Source organism: Streptomyces sp. NPDC058864, from assembly GCF_042742985.1.
Classification (GTDB): domain Bacteria; phylum Actinomycetota; class Actinomycetes; order Streptomycetales; family Streptomycetaceae; genus Actinacidiphila.
Map to the genome: position 1 here is coordinate 1 of NZ_JBHYMQ010000043.1, position 17,370 is coordinate 17,370.

The following is a 17,370-nucleotide window of genomic DNA, read 5'->3' on the forward strand; positions in this document are numbered from 1 at the left end:
GCCGGTGGGGGTGAGGAGGCGGTCCAGGGTGTCCCCGGACCGCCTCCTTACCCACCCTTCTCTCCTCGGCCTTGGGCCGGGTCGGCCGGAGGGGGTGAGCAGGGCACTTGCGGCAACTCCGGACTGCTTCATCACCCCCCACCGGGCGTTGGTCGCGCAACTCGCGGAGGGGGTGGGGTCGTAGGGGTGGGCGTTCTGGACGCTGACGTGTATTTGTTGTGCGGCAGAGCGGCACCTGTCCGTATCGCCCGCCATGCACATAAATATGCGGTACAGAATGCCCATCCCGGAGGCCCCGCCCCCGGCCCACCAACGAACCCGGGCGAGACCCGCACCAACCAACCGGGGCCACGGGAGGGCGGGCGGGAAAAACCCCAACCGCAACCACAACGCACCCGCACACGAACAACCGGCCGCAATCACAACCGCGTCCGGGGACACGCCGACCCGACTGCGGGCATTGACAAGGGAGTTGAGCAAACGTTGTCATGAGCATATGCCGTCCCTGATCGGGCGTCGGGAGATCCTCGACCATGCCCGGACACAGCTGACCGCCGGTCCGGGCGTACTGCTCCACGGAGCGGCCGGGATCGGCAAGTCCGCCCTGCTCGCGGCGCTGACCGACGAGGTCCCGCCGGGAGGCTCCGTGCTGCGGGCCGTCCCCGTCGAGGAGGACGCGAAGCTGCCCTTCGTGGCGTTGATGGACCTCTTCGCCCGCGTGCCGGAGGAGTACGTCGACGGGCTGAGCGCGGGGCCCCGGGCCGCCCTGCGGGCGGCGTTGCTGCGGGGGCACGAGCCGGTCGCGACGCAGAGCCGGCTGGCGGTGCGTGACGCGGCCGTCGAACTGCTGCGGGCGCTCGCGGCGGCCGGCCCCGTGCTGATCGTCGTCGACGACCTGCAGTGGCTCGACACGCCGAGTGCTGAGGTGCTGTCGCTCGCGCTGCGCAGGCTGCCCCCGGGCGAGGGCGTGCGGTTCCTGGCCGCCGAGCGCGTCGTGGAGGGGGAGGAGCCGCTCGGGATGCGGTGCTGCCCGCCGGGCACCACGGCGCTGCCCGTGCCGCCGCTGTCCGACGGTGACGTGGCCGCGCTGCTGCTGGACCACACCGGGGCGGAGCTGCCCGAGCCGGCCGTGCGCGCCGTCCAGGACACGGCCGCGGGCAATCCGCTGTACGCCCTGGAGCTGGGCCGGGCCCTGATGCGGGACGGGACGCCGTTCGAGACCGGGGACGTGCTGTCCGTGCCGCCGCGGTTGCGCGACCTGCTGCTGGACCGGGTGCGGCTGCTGCCCGCCTCCGCCCGGCAGACGCTCCTGGTCGCGAGCGCAGCGGCCCGTCCCACGGTGCCGCTGCTCGGCGCCGCGGGGATCCCCGACCCGGAGGGCGACCTCGGCACCGCGGAGGCCCTGGGGGTCGCCGTGGCCGACGCCGAGGGAACGATTCGCTTCCAGCACCCGCTGATCCGCGCCGCGGTGTACGCCGACGCCCCCGAGCACGGCCGGCGCACCGCGCACAAGCTGCTGGCCCGCGTGGTGCCCGAGCCCGTGGAGCAGGCCCGGCACCTGGCCCTGGCCCACCCGCACGCGGACGAGGCCACCGCGGCCACGCTCGCGACCGCCGCGGATTCCGCGCGCCGTCGCGGCGCCCCCGCCACCGCCGCGGAACTGGCCGCCCTGGCGGCCCGCCGTACCCCCGAGGACCGACCCGACGAGCGGGCCGACCGGCTGCTGGCGGCCGCCGAGTACGCCAGCGACGCCGGGCTGCGGGGCGACGCGGACCGGGCCGCGGAGACCGTGCTCGCGGAGGCCGGCTCCGCGCGGCAGCGCGTACTGGCCCGGCTGATCATGCTGGGCAACGCCGGCCAGGCGCTGGGCGCCGCGGGACGCCTCATCTCGGACGGCCTGGTGGAGGCCGAGGGGCACCCCGGGCTGGAGGCCCGGCTGCACCAGTGGGCCGCCCTGCGGCACCTCATCGGCGGCCGGCCCGCGCAGGCCTCCGCCCACGCCCGCCGCGCCGCCGACATGGCGGTCCGGGCGGACGCCGTCGACACCCGGGTGGCCGCCCTGGCGCTGCTCGCCCGGCTGCACGCGCTGCACGGCGAGGCGGAGGCCGCCGAGGCCGCGCTCGGCGAGGCGTTCGGCCTCCCCGTGCCGCCGGACGGGCCCGGCGCCCGCGAACTGGTGCGCACCCGCGCGATCCTGGCCGCCGACGCCGACCGCATCACCGACGCGGAACACGAGATGGCCGGACTCCTCGGCAGGACCGGCGAGTACGCCTCCGTCGAGGAGACCGCCGCGACGCTGGTGGCGCTGATCCGCATACAGGTGCGGTCCGGCCGGTGCCGCGAGGCCCTGGACAACGTCGCCCGCTGCGCCGTGCTCCCCGTCCGGGCCGGCGACGACTCACCGCCCGTGCTGTACGCCGCCGCGCTCGCCGAGACGGTCGGAGGACGCCTGGAGCGCGCGCTGGAGCTCACCGACCGGACGATCCGGGCCTGCATGACGGACGGGGACCAGCTCTTCCTGCTGCGGGCCCTGGGCGTCCGCGGCCGGGCCCAACTGCTGGCCGGGGGGCGGGAGAACACCGCGGCGGCCGTAGAGACCCTGCGGCAGGTGCGCAGGCTGGGGGAGACGATGGGGATCGCCGACCCGGTGATGCTGCGCTGGTACGGGGACCTCGCCGAGGCAAGCGTCATCCTCGGCGACACGGACTCCGCCGCCGAGGTCCTGCGGGCGGCCCGCCGCCGCGCCGGGGCGCGGCCGTCCGCGAGCGTGCTGTCCGCCCTGGAGCGCGCCGAGGGCCTGCGCGACTGCGTGCTGGGCCGCTCCAAGCGGGGCGTCACCCGCATCCAGGCCGCCGCGGAGAGGCTGCGCGGCCGTTCGCTCCCCATCGACCTCGCCCGCACGCTGATCGTGCTGGGCGCCGCCGAGCGCCGTCCGCGGCGGGCGGCGGCGGCCCGGGGTGCCCTGGTCGAGGCGCTGGAGATCAGCTCGGCCGTCGGCGCCGCCCCGGTCGAGGCCCGGGCCAGGGCGGAACTGGCCCGGCTCGACGCGCGGCGGGAGACGACGGCGCGGACGCCGAACTACACGTAGTCGTAGAAGCCGTGGCCGCTCTTGCGGCCCAGCCGGCCCGCGTCGACCATGCGCTGGAGCAGCGGCGGAGCGGCGTACAGCGGCTCCTTGAACTCCTCGTACATCGACTCGGCGACCGAGGCCACGGTGTCCAGCCCGATCAGGTCGGAGAGCTTGAGCGGGCCCATCGGGTGGGCACAGCCCATCTCCATGCCGTTGTCGATGTCCTCACGGCTGGCGATGCCGGTCTCGAACATCCGGATCGACGACAGCAGATACGGGATGAGCAGGGCGTTGACCACGAAGCCCGCGCGGTCCTGGGCCCGGATCGGGTGCTTGCCCAGCACGTCGGTGACGAGCTTCTCGGCGCGCACCAGCGTCTGGCCGTCCGTGGTGAGGGCGGGGATCAGCTCAACGAGCTTCTGGACCGGCGCCGGGTTGAAGAAGTGGATGCCGATCACCTGCTCCGGGCGGGAGGTCGCCACGGCGAGCTTCACCAGCGGGATGGAGGAGGTGTTGGAGGCCAGGATCGCGTCGCGGCGGGTCACCACCTGGTCGAGCACCTGGAAGATCTCGGTCTTGACCTGCTCGTTCTCGACGACGGCCTCGATGACGAGGTCACGGTCGGCGAAGTCGCCCAGGTCGGTGGTGAAGCTGAGGCGCTCCAGCGTCGCGTCGCGCTCCTCCGCGGTGATCTTGCCGCGCTCCGCCGCCTTGCGGAGCGAGTTCGTCAGCCGGGTGCGACCCAGTTCCAGGGCCTCGCCGGTGGTCTCCGCCACCCGGACGTCCAGTCCGGCCCGGGCGCACACCTCGGCGATACCCGCGCCCATCTGGCCACAGCCCACCACACCGACACAACGGATGTCGTCGTTCAACGCCCAGCCTCTCCCTGATCGCGAGATGGAGACCCGGACCGTCGTGAGGTCCGGACCAGCCCGCTCGACATTACACCCGGCCGGCCCACCGGTCCGGGCCCCGGCAAGGGCCGCCCGGCCGGGCACGACGCCGTCGGCGGCACCCGTGCGCCGGAGGCGACGCGAGTGGCCGGGCGGGACGGACGGGACCCGGAGGCACCCCCGGACCCGTCCGGCTCCGGGTAGGTTGCCGGACGGGTCGATTCGGCCCAGTATCAGCGAAATATGAATATGACGGGGAATCAGGGGACAGCCATGCGCCGACTCTCACGCAGGACCTTCGCCGCGGGCGCCGCCGGGGCGATCGGCACCGTCCTCGGCGCGGGCGAGGCCGCGAGGGCGGCGGAAAGGACGGCCAGGATCGCCGGCGCGGTGCCCGCGGGGACGGAGTCACCGTCCGGCACGGCGGGCGGTCCTGGCGCACCGGCGCAGTTCCGCGGCATGTGGCTGGCGACGGTCGCCAACCGGGACTGGCCCTCCGCCCGGGGGCTGCCGGCCCGTCAGCAGTACGACGAACTCCTCGGCTACCTCGACCTCGCCGTCGAACGGCGCCTCAACGCGGTCGTCATGCAGGTCCGCCCGACCGCCGACGCGCTGTGGCCGAGCCCGTACGAGCCCTGGTCGGAGTACCTGACCGGGGTCCAGGGCCGGGATCCCGGCTGGGACCCGCTCGGCACGGCCGTGACGGAGGCACACGCGCGGGGGCTGGAACTGCACGCCTGGTTCAACCCGTTCCGCGTCGCCACCCACGACGACCCCGCACGGCTCTCCCCGGACCACCCGGCCCGGGTCAACCCCGACTGGACGGTCGCGTACGGCGGCAAGCTCCACTACAACCCCGGGCTCCCCCAGGTCCGCCGCTTCGTGCAGGACGCCATGCTCGACGCCGTCCGCCGCTACCCCGTCGACGGCGTGCACTGGGACGACTACTTCTACCCCTATCCGGTCGCGGGCCGGCGCTTCGCCGACGACGACGCCTTCGCCCGGTACGGGGAGGGCTTCGACGACCTCGCCTCCTGGCGGCGCGACAACATCGACCTGCTCGTCAGCGAGACCGCCGCCCGCGTCCGGGCGCTCCGCCCCGGCACCCGCTTCGGTATCAGCCCCTTCGCCGTCTGGCGCAACCGCGGCACGGACCCGCGCGGCTCCGCGACCCGCGGCGGGGTCCAGACGTACGACGACCTCTACGCCGACACACGCGGCTGGGTCCACAAGGGCTGGATCGACTACATCGTGCCCCAGGTGTACTGGCACATCGGCTTCGACGTCGCCGACTACGCCACGCTCGTGCCGTGGTGGGCCGACGTGGTCGACGGCACGGGCGTCCACCTCTACATCGGCGAGGCGCTCTACCGCGCCGGCGCCGCCGGCGAGGCGGCCGCCTGGCAGGACCCGGCGGAACTCTCCCGCCACCTCGAGCTGGACCGGAGCCATCCCCAGGTGCTCGGCAACGTGTTCTTCTCCGCCAAGGAGGTCGCCGCCGACCCCATCGGGGCGATGTCCCGCGTCGTCGCCGACCACTATCCGACCCGCGTCCGCACCCCCGGCCGGGGGCCGGGCGCGTAGCCGCGCACGCCGAGCGCCGCGGCCGCGTGGTGCCACGGCCGCGGTCCCGCACGATCCCGTACGGAGCGGCTCAGCGGGTGGGGGGCGCGCCCCGCCCGTGCTCCACCGTTGAGTCCGGCCCGGGGGACAGGATGCACTCGTGGCCGTCGTCGTACCGGACCCGGTACGGCGGCTCGCCGCCCTGCCCCATCACCTCGACGATCTCGGCCACCTTGTCGTGCTGGCCGACGACCCGCCCGTGCTGCCTGACCCGGTCACCCTTGTTCGCGTGCATCGGTCGACCTCCTGAGAACTCGGCGGTCCGCAGCCCTTGCCCCTCCAGTCTAGGTTCGGGCGTCCGCTCCGCACCCCCGGGAACGGAGCCGGCGCTCAGGCCGGCCGCAGGCCGAGTTCCGCCAGCATGCGCGGGTCCGGGGTGCGCCGGTAGCCCGCCCACAGCGGTCCGCCGCAGGCGTGCAGCACCGCGTCCACCGCCGCCGCGAACGGCTCGCGCGGGCCGCCGCGGACGAGGCCGCGGTAGCCGCCGAGCAGGAGCCCCGCGAGTTCGGGGTCGGCCTCGCGCAGCCGTCGGGGCAGCCACTTGCCGCCACCGCGCCAGTGCCCGCGGGTGGCGAGCAGGAGCTCGGCGGCACCGTCCAGCAGGGCGGCGGCCACGGCGAGGAGTTCGTCCTCGTCCAGCGCGCCGAGCAGGTCGTCGCGCAGGTCGGTGACGCAGTAGCGCCGGTGGTCGCGCGCCGCGTCCGTGACCGCGGGCGGTCCGGCGGCCAGGATCCGCTCCGCGGTGTCGCGCAGCCGGGCGGCGGTCCCGTCGCGGTCGAGCAGGACGACGCCCCGCGCGCACATGAACGCCATCGTGCCGTTGCCGCGGTCGCGGTCCCAGCCCATGAAGGCGTGCGCCGACTCGGGGGTGTGCACGAAGAGCTCGACCGGCCAGGACCCCCAGGTCAGCGATTCGGCGTGGCACCCGGCGGGCGGATCGAGGACGACGACCACGTCCAGGTCGGACGTCGCCGTCCCCTCACCGCGGGCGGTGGACCCGCCGAGGAAGCCGGCGAGGGCGTCGGGGAAGCGTTCGGCGAGAAGGGCGCGGGCCGCGCCGATTGGATCTTCCATGCGCGGACCCTACGCCCTTCGCAGCGGGTTCAGAACGGGTAGTGCGCCTGCCGAGTGGCCAGGGTGACCCAGCGGGTGTTGGAGAACGCCTCCAGGCCCCAGCGGCCGCCGAACCGGCCGTAGCCGGAGGCCTTGAAGCCGCCGAAGGGCGCCTGCGGTTCGTCGGCCACCGACTGGTCGTTGACGTGCACGATGCCGGTGCGCAGCCGGCGGGCGACGGCGAGGCCGTGGGTGCCGTTCTCGGTGATGACGCCCGCGGTCAGACCGTGGTCGGTGTCGTTGGCCAGGGCCACCGCCTCGTCGTCGTCGGCGAAGGAGGAGACGGTGACGACGGGGCCGAAGGCCTCGCCGTAGTAGATCTCCGCGTCCTTGGGCACGTCCCGCAGCACGGTGGCCGGGTGCACCGCGCCGTCCGGTTCGCCGCCGCCGGCCAGCACGGTGGCGCCCTTGGCGACCGCGTCCCGCACCAGCGCGGCCACGCGCCGCGCGGAGGCCTCGCTCACCAGCGGCCCGATCACGGTGTGCGGGTGCGCGGGGTCGCCGGAGGGCAGCGTGCCGACCTTGGCGGCGAACTTGGCCGTGAACTCCTCGGCGAGGCTCTCGTGGACGAGGATGCGGTCACCGGACATGCAGATCTGCCCGGAGTTGAGGAAGACGCCGAAGACCGCGGCGTCGACGGCGTAGTCCACGTCGGCGTCGTCCAGCACGACGATCGCGTTCTTGCCGCCGAGCTCGAGCACGGCGGGCTTGAGGTGGCGTGCGGCGTGGGTGCCGATGATCCGCCCGACCTCCGTCGACCCGGTGAAGTTGACGATGCGGACCCTCGGGTCGGCGATCAGCGCCTCCGCGACCTCGGCGGCGTCCTCGCGGGCGTTGGTCACCACGTTCAGCACGCCGTCCGGCAGCCCGGCCTCGCGCAGCACGTCGGCGACGAACAGGCCGCAGGCCACCGGGGCGTCCTCGCTCGGCTTCACCACGACCGTGTTCCCCGCCGCGAGGGGTGCGGCGACCGCGCGGACCCCGAGGATGACCGGGGCGTTCCACGGCGCGAAGGCGGCCACGACGCCGACGGGCTCGCGTACCGCCATGCCGAGGACGTCCTCCTCCTGCGCGCTCAGCACCTCGCCGCGCGGCGCGGTGACGGCGGCGGCCACCTCGCGCAGGATGTTGGCGGCCAGCCCGACGTTGAAGTAGGCCCAGGGGCGGGTTCCGCCGGCCTCCTGCGCCATGATCTCCGCGGCCTGCTCGGTACGGGCCTCCAGCAGGTCGGCAGCGGTCAGGAAGATCTTGCGCCGCGCGAACGGGCCGAGCGCCGCCCACTGCGGGAACGCGGCCTCGGCGGCGTCCACCGCCCGGGTGATGTCCTCGACGCCCCCGGCGGCGACGGTGGCGTACACCTCGCCGGTGAAGGGGCTGACGTCCTCGGCCGTGCGTCCGGAGACGGCCGGGACGTCCTTGCCGCCGATCAGCAGTTCGCGGGAGATGGTCATGGCAGCCCCTGTTCTGGCGCGCGAACAGCGCTGTTCGCACAGTGAACTATCGTTCATCGACCGTTCGGGCACTGAGTCTGCGACGCGCCCCCCGCGCTGTCAACGGACCGGGACGCGCTTTGTGCGCGGGGCGGGAGGGCGCCGTGCCGGGCGGCGGGGTTCCTGCCGCGGGCTGCCTCGGCGCCCGGGGGATGCCGTCGCCGGTGTGCCGTGAACGTGGCCGGCGGGCATGGGCAGAGCGTGAGCGCGCGGACGACGGCACGGCAGCGGGGCCTGAACCGGTGCCGCCGCCGTCGGGCCGACGTCCGGGCGTACGCGTGGAGGCCGGCCCCGGAGGGTGTGCGGGGACGGGGCGCCGTCCGCAGGCGGACGCCGTCTGCCGTTCACGGGGTTCGGTGTACGCGCCCCGGCCGCCTCCCGGGGCGCGGCAAGAGCGTCGGGGAATGCCGGTGCGGGCGCCGGGGCCGGGGGTGGAGCGCCTGTCGCCCTGCCGGTCGTACCGAAGCCGGTGATGCTGCGACGCAGGGCCGCCGTGAGGGCGGCCCTGCGTCGCGGGCGGGGGGTGTCAGGCGTCGGCGCGGCGGGCGCGCTCGGCGTCGCGCTCCTTGAGACGGGCGGTCTCCTTGCGGACCTCGGCCTGGGTGGCGCGCTCCTTCTGCAGCCACTCCGGCGCTTCCTGCTTCAGCGCCTCGATCTGCTCCGTGGTGAGCGCCTCGGTGACCCCGCCGCGGGCGAGACCGGAGATGGAGACGCCCAGCCTGGCCGCGACGACCGGCCGCGGGTGCGGGCCGTTGCGGCGGAGCTCCCGGAGCCACTCGGGCGGGTCGGCCTGGAGCGCGTTCAGCTCGTCGCGCGACACGACGCCCTCCCGGAACTCGGCGGGGGTGGCCTCGAGGTACACACCCAGCTTCTTCGCCGCGGTGGCGGGCTTCATGGTCTGGGTGGAGTGGTGCGACGTCATGCCCCAAGGATATCGATCGCGGGGACGGCCCCCGACCGGCGCCGGGGTAGCCTGGCCGGATGACCGGCTCGGAAGCTCCCTCCTCGTTCCGCCTCGCCTACGTCCCCGGGGTGACCCCCGCCAAATGGGTGCGGATCTGGCAGGAGCGGCTGCCGGACGTCCCGCTGGAGCTCGTCATGGTCCCGGCCGCCGAGGCTCCGGGGAAGCTCCGCGGCCTCGACGCCGACGCGGGCTTCGTGCGGCTGCCGATCGACCGGACGGACCTCAGCGCGATCCCCCTCTACACGGAGACGACGGTCGTCGTCGTCCCCAAGGACCACCTCGTGGCGGCGGCCGAGGAGGTGTCGGTGGCGGACCTGGCCGACGAAGTCGTGTTCCACCCCCTCGACGACACCCTGGACTGGGACGAGCTCCCGGGGCGGCCCGCGATCGAGCGCCCGGCCACGACCGCCGACGCGATCGAGCTCGTCGCGGCGGGCGTGGGGCTGCTGGTCGTCCCGCAGTCGCTGGCGCGCCTCCACCACCGCAAGGACCTCACCTACCGCACGGTCGTCGACGCACCGCAGTCGCGGGTGGCCCTGTCGTGGCGCGAGGACACCACGACCGACCGGGTCGAGGACTTCATCGGCATCGTGCGCGGCCGCACCGTCAACAGCACCCGCGGCCGTACCCAGCCCCAGGCGCAGCCTAAGAAGCAGCGCTCGGACGAAGGGGCGGCGCGGCGCAAGCCCGCCGCCGCCAAGTCGTCCGGCCGTGCGTCCGCGAAGACGCCTCGCCCCACCGCGAAGCGCGGAAAGCCCCGCCGGCGTTCCTGACCGGGTGATGACATCTCCATCATGACAGTCCGGCCGCACTTTTTGTAGGACGGAACGCACAGCTCACAGGCCTTGTTGGGGAGTTGGGGCGGCTTCCAGAATCCCCGTCATGGATGTCACTGGGGGATTCGATCAGGACGCGGTGCTGCGGGCACGGACCATGCTGCTGGGATCCGGCCGGCTCACCGCGCGTCAGAAGGTCACGGCGTACCGGGTGCTGGCGGAGGTGAGCCCGTTGTCGTATCTGCCGAAACTGTCGGAGGCGCTGATCTCGCACGGCTACGACGAGCAGTTCCGGGACCGGCCGCAGGAGCGGCTGGCCCTGCACGAGGAGGCGGCGGCCGCGGCGCGCCGGATCGACCCGGCCGAGCCGGGGCGCGCGAAAGTCCTCGTCGACGCCCTCGGGACGTACGAGCGCGGGTTGCACTCGGCGGGGCGGCGCGCCGAGGGTCTGGCGGTGTGCGAGGAGATGGCGGCGGCCGGGCGCCGGGGGTTCGAGCTGGGGCAGGTGCCGAGCCCGGTGTACGGGCACGGGCGGCTCGCCGTCGTTCTGGCCGAGGAGGGGCGCCACCGGGAGGCCGCGGAGATCTGCGAGGGGCTCGTCCGGGGCGGGAGCTCGGACGGCGAGGACGACGTCTCCTTCTGGTACACGGTCGCGTGGGTCGCCGCACTGGAGGCCGCGGGGATGCGCGACGCGGCGCTGGACGCCCTCGCGCCGCTGCTGGACTTCCTGCGCCGCCGGGTCGACGAGGACGGCGAGCCGCTGGCCATCCTGACGTGGACCCTCGTGCGGCACTCCCAGATGCTGGACGAGGGCGGGCGTCCCGCCGAGGCCGCCGCGGCCCGGAGGGAGGCGCTGACGCTCCTCACGGAACTCGACCTGACAGGGGAGCGCAGGAGCTGGAGCAACATCCTCTCGTGGTGGACCACGCTGTACGCGCTGTCCGGCAGGGCGCTGGAACCGGCGGGTGCCCCGGGCGCACCGGCGCCGCCGTACGGCTGGGACATGATGCACTGGTCGCCGGACGTCTCCCGGGCCTACGTCGCGGAGCTCCCCGGCCTGGAGGCGGAGGCCGCCGCGCTCGCCGGGGCGGCCGCGGCCGAGCCCGGGCGGCACCTTCCCGCGCTGGTCGCCGCCCACCGCAGGCTGACCGTCCGCTCGGCGCTGTGCTGGGAGCGCCGTACCCACCGCATCCTGAAACCGCTCCGGCCGCTCTTCGCCGAGGGCGTCACGCTCGCCCGCCGCCTCGCCGCCCTGCCCGGCGCCCGGCGGGGGCAGGAGGCGCTGGGCCGGGCGCTGACCGACCGGTCGATGTTCCTGCTCGCCGCCAGGCAGTATGGAGAGGCCTGCGACGACTTCCGCGAGGCCGTGGCCCTGCTGGGCTGACCTGCGGAGAGTTCGCCCAGTGTTCGCCGGGCGGCGCGCGGCCGCCACCGGGCGGAGGGCCGCGCGCCAACCGGGGCGCCGAGACTCGCCGGGCTCCGCGGCGCCCACCGCGTCCCGGGGCGGCGGGCGTCAAATCTTTGCATAAAAGTTCCGATGGCTGTATATTCATGCCATCGACGAGGAGGGTCCATGGCATTCCGGGCAGCGGTGGCGGGAGCGAGCGGGTACGCGGGCGGGGAGATCCTGCGCCTGTTGCTGAACCACCCCGAGATCGAGATCGGCGCGCTCACCGGGAACTCCAACGCAGGGCAGCGCCTCGGCGGACTGCAGCCGCACCTGCTGCCGCTGGCGGACCGCGTCCTGGAGGCCACGAGCGCGCAGGCGCTGGCCGGTCACGACGTCGTCTTCCTCGCGCTGCCGCACGGGCAGTCGGCCGCCGTCGCCGAGCAGCTCGGCGACACGGCGCTCGTCGTGGACTGCGGCGCCGACTTCCGGCTCGAGGACGCTGCGGACTGGGAGAGGTTCTACGGCTCCCCGCACGCCGGCACGTGGCCGTACGGCCTCCCGGAACTGCCGGGTGCCCGCGCCGCGCTGGCGGGGTCCAAGCGCATCGCGGTGCCCGGTTGCTACCCCACCGCGGTCTCGCTGGCCCTCTTCCCCGCGTACGCGGCGGGCCTGGTGGAGCCCGAGGCCGTGATCGTCGCCGCGTCCGGCACCTCCGGTGCGGGCAAGGCGGCCAAGCCGCACCTGCTGGGCAGCGAGGTCATGGGCAGCATGACCCCGTACGGCGTCGGCGGCGGGCACCGGCACACCCCCGAGATGATCCAGAACCTCTCCGCCGTGGCCGGCGAGCGGGTCACCGTCTCCTTCACCCCCACGCTGGCGCCGATGCCGCGCGGCATCCTCGCCACCTGCAGCGCCAAGGCCAGGCCCGGCACCACCGGCGACGCCCTTCGGGCCGCCTACGAGAAGGCGCTGGCCGACGAGCCGTTCGTGCACCTGCTGCCGGAGGGCCAGTGGCCCGCCACCGCCGCCGTGTACGGCTCGAACGCCGCGCTGATCCAGGTGGCCCACGACGAGGCCGCCGGCCGGGTCGTCGTCGTCAGCGCCATCGACAACCTCACCAAGGGGACCGCCGGCGGCGCCGTGCAGAGCATGAACATCGCGCTCGGCCTCCCCGAGGGGCTGGGTCTGAGCACCGCGGGCGTCGCGCCATGACCCCCCGCCCGGCCACCCGCGCCCGCCGCGCCGTCGCGGAACTGCTCACCCGGGCCACGCCCTGCGACACGGGCGCCGACACGCACGGCACGGCCCCGGTGACCGGGTCGCACACCGACATCACGGCGAAGGCCGCGCCCCTGCGGTGCGTCGGCCCAGAAGCGGACAAGGAGACGACACAGTGAGCGTCACGGCAGCACAGGGATTCACGGCGGCGGGCATCGCCGCCGGGATCAAGGAGAACGGCAACCCGGACCTCGCCCTCGTGGTGAACAACGGTCCGCGGCTCGCCGCGGCCGGCGTCTTCACCTCCAACCGCGTCAAGGCCGCCCCCGTCCTGTGGTCGGAACAGGTCCTCAAGGGCGGCCAGGTCTCCGCCGTCGTCCTCAACTCCGGTGGTGCCAACGCCTGTACGGGCCCCCTGGGCTTCCAGGACACCCACGCCACCGCCGAGGCGGTCGCCGACGCCCTCGGGCAGAGCGCGGGGGAGGTCGCCGTCTGCTCCACCGGGCTGATCGGCGTCCGGCTGCCGATGGACAAGCTGCTGCCGGGCGTCGCCAAGGCTGCGGCCGAACTCTCCGCGCACGGCGGCGAGAAGGCCGCCATCGCCATCAAGACCACCGACACCGTCCACAAGACCGCCGTGCACGAGGGCGAGGGCTGGACCGTCGGCGGCATGGCCAAGGGCGCGGGCATGCTCGCCCCGGGCCTGGCCACCATGCTGGTCGTCCTCACCACCGACGCCGACCTGGACGCCGCCGCCCTGGACGAGGCGCTGCGCGCCGCCACCCGCACCACCTTCGACCGGGCCGACTCCGACGGCTGCATGTCGACCAACGACACGGTGCTGCTGCTCGCCTCCGGCGCGTCGGGCGTCACCCCCGCACCGGAGCCCTTCGCCGCCGCCGTCGAGGAGGTCTGCGCCGACCTCGCCCGGCAGCTGATCCGGGACGCCGAGGGCGCCTCCAAGGACATCAAGATCGAGGTGATCAACGCCGCGACCGAGGACGACGCCGTCGAGGTGGGCCGCTCCATCGCCCGCAACAACCTCCTCAAGTGCGCCATCCACGGCGAGGACCCCAACTGGGGCCGGGTGCTCTCGGCGATCGGCACCACCTCCGCAGCCTTCGAGCCGGACCGCCTCAACGTCGCGATCAACGGCGTGTGGGTCTGCAAGTCCGGCTCCGTCGGCGAGGACCGGGAACTGGTCGACATGCGCTACCGCGAGGTCCGGATCACCGCCGACCTCGCCGCCGGCACTGAGACCGCGACCATCTGGACCAACGACCTGACCGCCGAGTACGTCCACGAGAACAGCGCCTACAGCTCATGAGCGCCCGCAAGCACACCGCCCTGCCCAAGGCGCAGATCCTGATCGAGGCGCTGCCCTGGCTGACCCGGCACCACGGCAAGACCGTCGTCATCAAGTTCGGCGGCAACGCGATGGTCGACGAGGAGCTGAAGGCGGCCTTCGCCCAGGACGTCGTCTTCCTGCGGCACGCCGGCCTCAAGCCGGTCGTGGTGCACGGCGGCGGCCCGCAGATCAGCGCGCAGCTCGACAAGCAGGGGCTGGTCAGCGAGTTCAAGGCGGGGCTGCGGGTCACCACACCGGAGGCCATGGACGTCGTCCGGATGGTGCTCGCCGGGCAGGTGCAGCGCGAGCTGGTCAACCTGCTCAACCAGCACGGCCCGCTCGCCGTCGGGCTGACCGGCGAGGACGCCCACACCATCAGCGCGACCCGGCACCGCCCGATGATCGACGGCGAGGCCGTCGACATCGGCCGGGTCGGGCAGATCACCGAGATCGACACCGGCGCCATCCGGGCCCTGCTGGACGACGGCCGCATCCCGGTCGTCTCCTCCATCGCCCGCAGCGCCGACGACGGCCACATCTACAACGTCAACGCCGACACCGCCGCGGCGGCGCTCGCGGCCGCGCTCGGCGCCGAGACCCTGATGGTCCTCACCGACGTCGAGGGCCTGTACGAGGACTGGCCGAACAGCGACGAGGTGATCAGCCGGCTCACCGCCAGCGAGCTGGAGAAGCTGCTGCCCGAGCTGTCCAGCGGCATGGTGCCCAAGATGGAGGGGTGCCTGCACGCGGTGCGCAACGGCGTCCGCACCGCCCGGGTCATCGACGGGCGGGTCCAGCACTCGATCCTGCTGGAGATCTTCACCGACGAGGGAATCGGCACGATGGTGCTGCCCGACACCGTCAACGCGGCGGGCGGCGCCACATCGCAGAACGGAGGGGGACGGGCATGACCGGCACCGGAAACCAGGGGAACGAGGCGCTCACACGGCGCTGGCAGGGCGCCCTGATGGACAACTACGGCACCCCGCGGCTGCCGCTGGTCCGCGGTGAGGGCGCGCGGTACTGGGACGCCGACGGCAAGGAGTACCTGGACTTCCTCGGCGGCATCGCCGTCAACGCCCTCGGCACCGCCCATCCCGCGGTCGTCCGTGCCGTCTCCGAGCAAATCGCGACCCTCGGCCACGTCTCCAACTTCTTCATCGCCGAGCCCACGGTCGCCCTCGCCGAGCGGCTGCTGCAGCTGTCCGGCCGCCCCGGTCGCGTGCTGTTCTGCAACTCCGGCGCCGAGGCCAACGAAGCCGCCTTCAAAATCGGCCGGCTGACGGGCCGTACCCACATGGTGGCCACCGACGGCGGCTTCCACGGCCGCACCATGGGCGCGCTCGCGCTCACCGGGCAGCCCAAGAAGCAGGAGTCCTTCCGCCCGCTGCCCGGCGACGTCACCCATGTGCCGTACGGCGACGCCGACGCGTTGCGCGCCGCCGTCACCGAGGAGACCGCGCTGGTGATGCTCGAGCCCGTCCAGGGCGAGAACGGCGTCATCGTGCCGCCCGCCGGGTACCTGGCCGCCGCACGGGAGATCACCCGTGCCACGGGCACCCTGCTCGTCATGGACGAGGTGCAGACCGGCATCGGCCGCACCGGCCACTGGTTCGAGCACCAGGCGCAGGGCGTCGAGCCGGACGTCGTCACCCTCGCCAAGGCGCTCGGCGGCGGACTGCCCATCGGCGCCACCCTCGCCTTCGGCCCCGCCGCCGACCTGCTGACCCCCGGTCAGCACGGCACCACCTTCGGCGGCAACCCGGTGGCCTGCGCGGCGGCGCTCGCCGTCCTGGACACCATCGCCCAGGAGGGCGTGCTGGAGAACGTCAAGCGCCAGGGCGAGAAACTGCGCCAAGGTGTCGAGGCGCTGGGCCACCCTCTGGTCGATCACGTGCGCGGTGCGGGCCTCCTGCTGGGTATCGTGCTCACCGAGCCGCTCTCCGCGCAGGTGCAGAAGGCGGCTCAGGACGCCGGACTCCTGGTGAACGCCGCCGTACCCGACACGGTGCGGCTCGCCCCGCCGCTGATCCTCGGTGACGCCGAGGTGGACGCGTTCCTGGGGGCGCTGCCGGGTGTCCTCGACGCCGTACACGCCGCAGAGGAACCGCGATTTGGAGAATGACACGACGATGACCGAGGCGCAGCAGCAGGCCGGCGGGGGAGCCGCCGCAGTACCGCAGACCCGGATGGCACGCCACCGGCGGATCGTGGACATCCTGAACCGGCAGCCTGTGCGGTCCCAGAGCCAGCTCGCCAAGCTGCTCTCGGACGACGGGCTGAGCGTCACCCAGGCGACGCTCTCCCGCGACCTCGACGAACTGGGCGCGGTGAAGATCCGCACCAACAACGGCGAACTCATCTACGCCGTGCCCAGCGAGGGCGGATTCCGCACCCCCATGGCGCCGCTCGGGGAGTCGGTGAAGGAGGAGCGGATGCGCCGCCTCGCCGGTGAGCTGCTGATCTCCGCGGAGGCCTCGGCCAACCTCGTCGTCGTCCGCACCCCACCGGGCGCCGCGCAGTTCTTCGCGTCGGCGATCGACCAGGCCGAGGTGTACGACATCCTCGGCACGATCGCGGGCGACGACACGGTCATGCTGATCAGCCGCGACCCGGCCGGCGGGCAGGCGGTCGCCGACCACCTGCTGCGCCTGGCCGCGGGCAGCTAGGCCCCGGAATCCGGTCCGGGGCCCGGGGCCCGGTCAGACGACGGGGCTGAGGCCGCCGTCGAAGTTGATGCCGGTGCCGGTCACGTAACCGGCCCGGTCGGACAGCAGGAAGGCGACCAGGTCAGCGAACTCCTCGGCGCGGCCCACCCGGCCCAGGGGGATGCCGGAGTCGCGGCCCATCGTGGCGTACAGCTCCTCGACGGCGATCCCGCGCTCCTCGGCCTGCCGGGTCCACTGGCCGCTCTCCACCAGTCCGACGAGGACGGCGTTGACCCGGATGTTGTCGGGCCCGAGCTCCTTGGACAGCGCCTTGGTCAGGGCGAGGCCCGCCGCGCGGGAGACCGAGGTCGGGGTGCTGCCCGCGCCGGGGGCCTTGGCCGACACGGCGAGGGTGTTGACCACGCCGCCGCCCCCCGCGGCGCGCAGGTGGGGGAGGGCCAGCCGGGTCAGCCGTACCGCGGCGTGCAGCTTCAGCTGCAGGTCCTCCTCCCACACCGAGTCGTCCTGGCGCTCGAAGAACCCGGCCGCGCTGCGGCCCGCGTTGTTGACCACGGCGTCGATCCGTCCCCAGCGCCCGTCGGCGGCGGCGACGAAGCGCTCGAGGTCCTCGGGACGGGTGACGTCGGCCGGCACGCCCAGCACGTCGGCACCGGTGGCGCCCATCTCCTTCACCACGTGCTCGATGCGCTCGGGGTCACGTCCGCACAGCGCCACCTTGGCGCCCTCGTCGGCGAGCCGCCGGACAAGGGCCGCGCCGAGCCCGTCGGACCCTCCGGTGACCAGCACGACCTTGCCGTTCAGTTGCAGATCCATGTG

General features: G+C 74.1%; 16 protein-coding genes. 10 read left to right on the top strand and 6 right to left on the bottom strand.

The genetic code is table 11. The features are described from left to right. Positions 1-496: 496 nt before the first annotated feature. A complete protein-coding gene (locus tag ACFW3D_RS27355) occupies positions 497-3,088 on the top strand; it encodes an AAA family ATPase (RefSeq protein ID WP_500508131.1) in 2,592 nt (863 codons plus the stop codon). Here the strand turns inward: ACFW3D_RS27355 and ACFW3D_RS27360 are convergent. Further along, the gene (locus ACFW3D_RS27360; RefSeq protein ID WP_500508133.1) at positions 3,079-3,942 is read right to left on the bottom strand and encodes a 3-hydroxybutyryl-CoA dehydrogenase; all 864 of its coding nucleotides are present in this window, start codon (positions 3,940-3,942) and stop codon (positions 3,079-3,081) included. The two genes, ACFW3D_RS27355 and ACFW3D_RS27360, sit on opposite strands and share 10 nt — an antisense overlap. Before the next feature lie 294 nt (positions 3,943-4,236). On the opposite strand from ACFW3D_RS27360, the gene ACFW3D_RS27365 reads away from it, so the two are divergent. Next, on the top strand, positions 4,237-5,547 hold the full coding sequence (locus tag ACFW3D_RS27365; protein WP_500508135.1) for a glycoside hydrolase family 10-like protein: 1,311 nt from the start codon (positions 4,237-4,239) through the stop codon (positions 5,545-5,547). 70 nt (positions 5,548-5,617) lie between these two features. On the opposite strand, the gene ACFW3D_RS27370 is transcribed toward ACFW3D_RS27365, so the two are convergent. From ACFW3D_RS27370 to ACFW3D_RS27385, 4 genes are all read right to left on the bottom strand, one after another. Further along, a complete protein-coding gene (locus ACFW3D_RS27370) occupies positions 5,618-5,821 on the bottom strand; it encodes a DUF1918 domain-containing protein (RefSeq protein WP_500508137.1) in 204 nt (67 codons plus the stop codon). A 95-nt stretch (positions 5,822-5,916) separates the two neighbouring features. Further along, entirely contained in the window at positions 5,917-6,660 is a 744-nt protein-coding gene (locus tag ACFW3D_RS27375; RefSeq protein WP_500508139.1) for a nucleotidyltransferase domain-containing protein, read from the bottom strand. 29 nt (positions 6,661-6,689) lie between these two features. Then, positions 6,690-8,150 (bottom strand): aldehyde dehydrogenase family protein, encoded by a 1,461-nt coding sequence (locus ACFW3D_RS27380; protein ID WP_500508141.1) that lies wholly within the window; start codon positions 8,148-8,150, stop codon positions 6,690-6,692. A 565-nt stretch (positions 8,151-8,715) separates the two neighbouring features. Further along, a complete protein-coding gene (locus ACFW3D_RS27385; RefSeq protein WP_500508143.1) occupies positions 8,716-9,111 on the bottom strand; it encodes a DUF5997 family protein in 396 nt (131 codons plus the stop codon). A gap of 59 nt (positions 9,112-9,170) precedes the next feature. On the opposite strand from ACFW3D_RS27385, the gene ACFW3D_RS27390 reads away from it, so the two are divergent. The 8 genes from ACFW3D_RS27390 (at position 9,171) to ACFW3D_RS27425 (ending at position 16,554) form a co-directional block, all read left to right on the top strand. Further along, positions 9,171-9,926: a LysR family substrate-binding domain-containing protein gene (locus ACFW3D_RS27390; protein WP_500508144.1), complete on the top strand. Its 756-nt coding sequence runs from the start codon at positions 9,171-9,173 to the stop codon at positions 9,924-9,926. 109 nt (positions 9,927-10,035) lie between these two features. Next, positions 10,036-11,313: a hypothetical protein gene (locus ACFW3D_RS27395; RefSeq protein ID WP_500508145.1), complete on the top strand. Its 1,278-nt coding sequence runs from the start codon at positions 10,036-10,038 to the stop codon at positions 11,311-11,313. A 189-nt stretch (positions 11,314-11,502) separates the two neighbouring features. Then, complete coding sequence (argC, locus tag ACFW3D_RS27400) at positions 11,503-12,531, top strand: N-acetyl-gamma-glutamyl-phosphate reductase (protein WP_500508146.1); 1,029 nt, start codon at positions 11,503-11,505, stop codon at positions 12,529-12,531. After that, a complete protein-coding gene (locus ACFW3D_RS27405; RefSeq protein ID WP_500508148.1) occupies positions 12,528-12,716 on the top strand; it encodes a hypothetical protein in 189 nt (62 codons plus the stop codon). The genes argC and ACFW3D_RS27405 overlap by 4 nt, the downstream gene beginning before the upstream one ends. Beyond that, positions 12,713-13,864 carry a bifunctional glutamate N-acetyltransferase/amino-acid acetyltransferase ArgJ gene (gene argJ, locus ACFW3D_RS27410; RefSeq protein ID WP_500508149.1) on the top strand — a complete coding sequence of 384 codons (1,152 nt, stop codon included), beginning with the start codon at positions 12,713-12,715 and terminating at the stop codon, positions 13,862-13,864. The genes ACFW3D_RS27405 and argJ overlap by 4 nt, the downstream gene beginning before the upstream one ends. Next, positions 13,861-14,796 carry an acetylglutamate kinase gene (gene argB / locus ACFW3D_RS27415; RefSeq protein WP_500508151.1) on the top strand — a complete coding sequence of 312 codons (936 nt, stop codon included), beginning with the start codon at positions 13,861-13,863 and terminating at the stop codon, positions 14,794-14,796. Before argJ ends, argB begins: the two co-directional genes overlap by 4 nt. After that, positions 14,793-16,010: an acetylornithine transaminase gene (locus ACFW3D_RS27420; protein WP_500508152.1), complete on the top strand. Its 1,218-nt coding sequence runs from the start codon at positions 14,793-14,795 to the stop codon at positions 16,008-16,010. The genes argB and ACFW3D_RS27420 overlap by 4 nt, the downstream gene beginning before the upstream one ends. A gap of 7 nt (positions 16,011-16,017) precedes the next feature. Then, complete coding sequence (locus tag ACFW3D_RS27425) at positions 16,018-16,554, top strand: arginine repressor (protein ID WP_500508246.1); 537 nt, start codon at positions 16,018-16,020, stop codon at positions 16,552-16,554. A gap of 33 nt (positions 16,555-16,587) precedes the next feature. Here the strand turns inward: ACFW3D_RS27425 and ACFW3D_RS27430 are convergent, their stop codons facing one another. Next, positions 16,588-17,367: an SDR family oxidoreductase gene (locus tag ACFW3D_RS27430; RefSeq protein WP_500508154.1), complete on the bottom strand. Its 780-nt coding sequence runs from the start codon at positions 17,365-17,367 to the stop codon at positions 16,588-16,590. Positions 17,368-17,370: the final 3 nt, after the last annotated feature.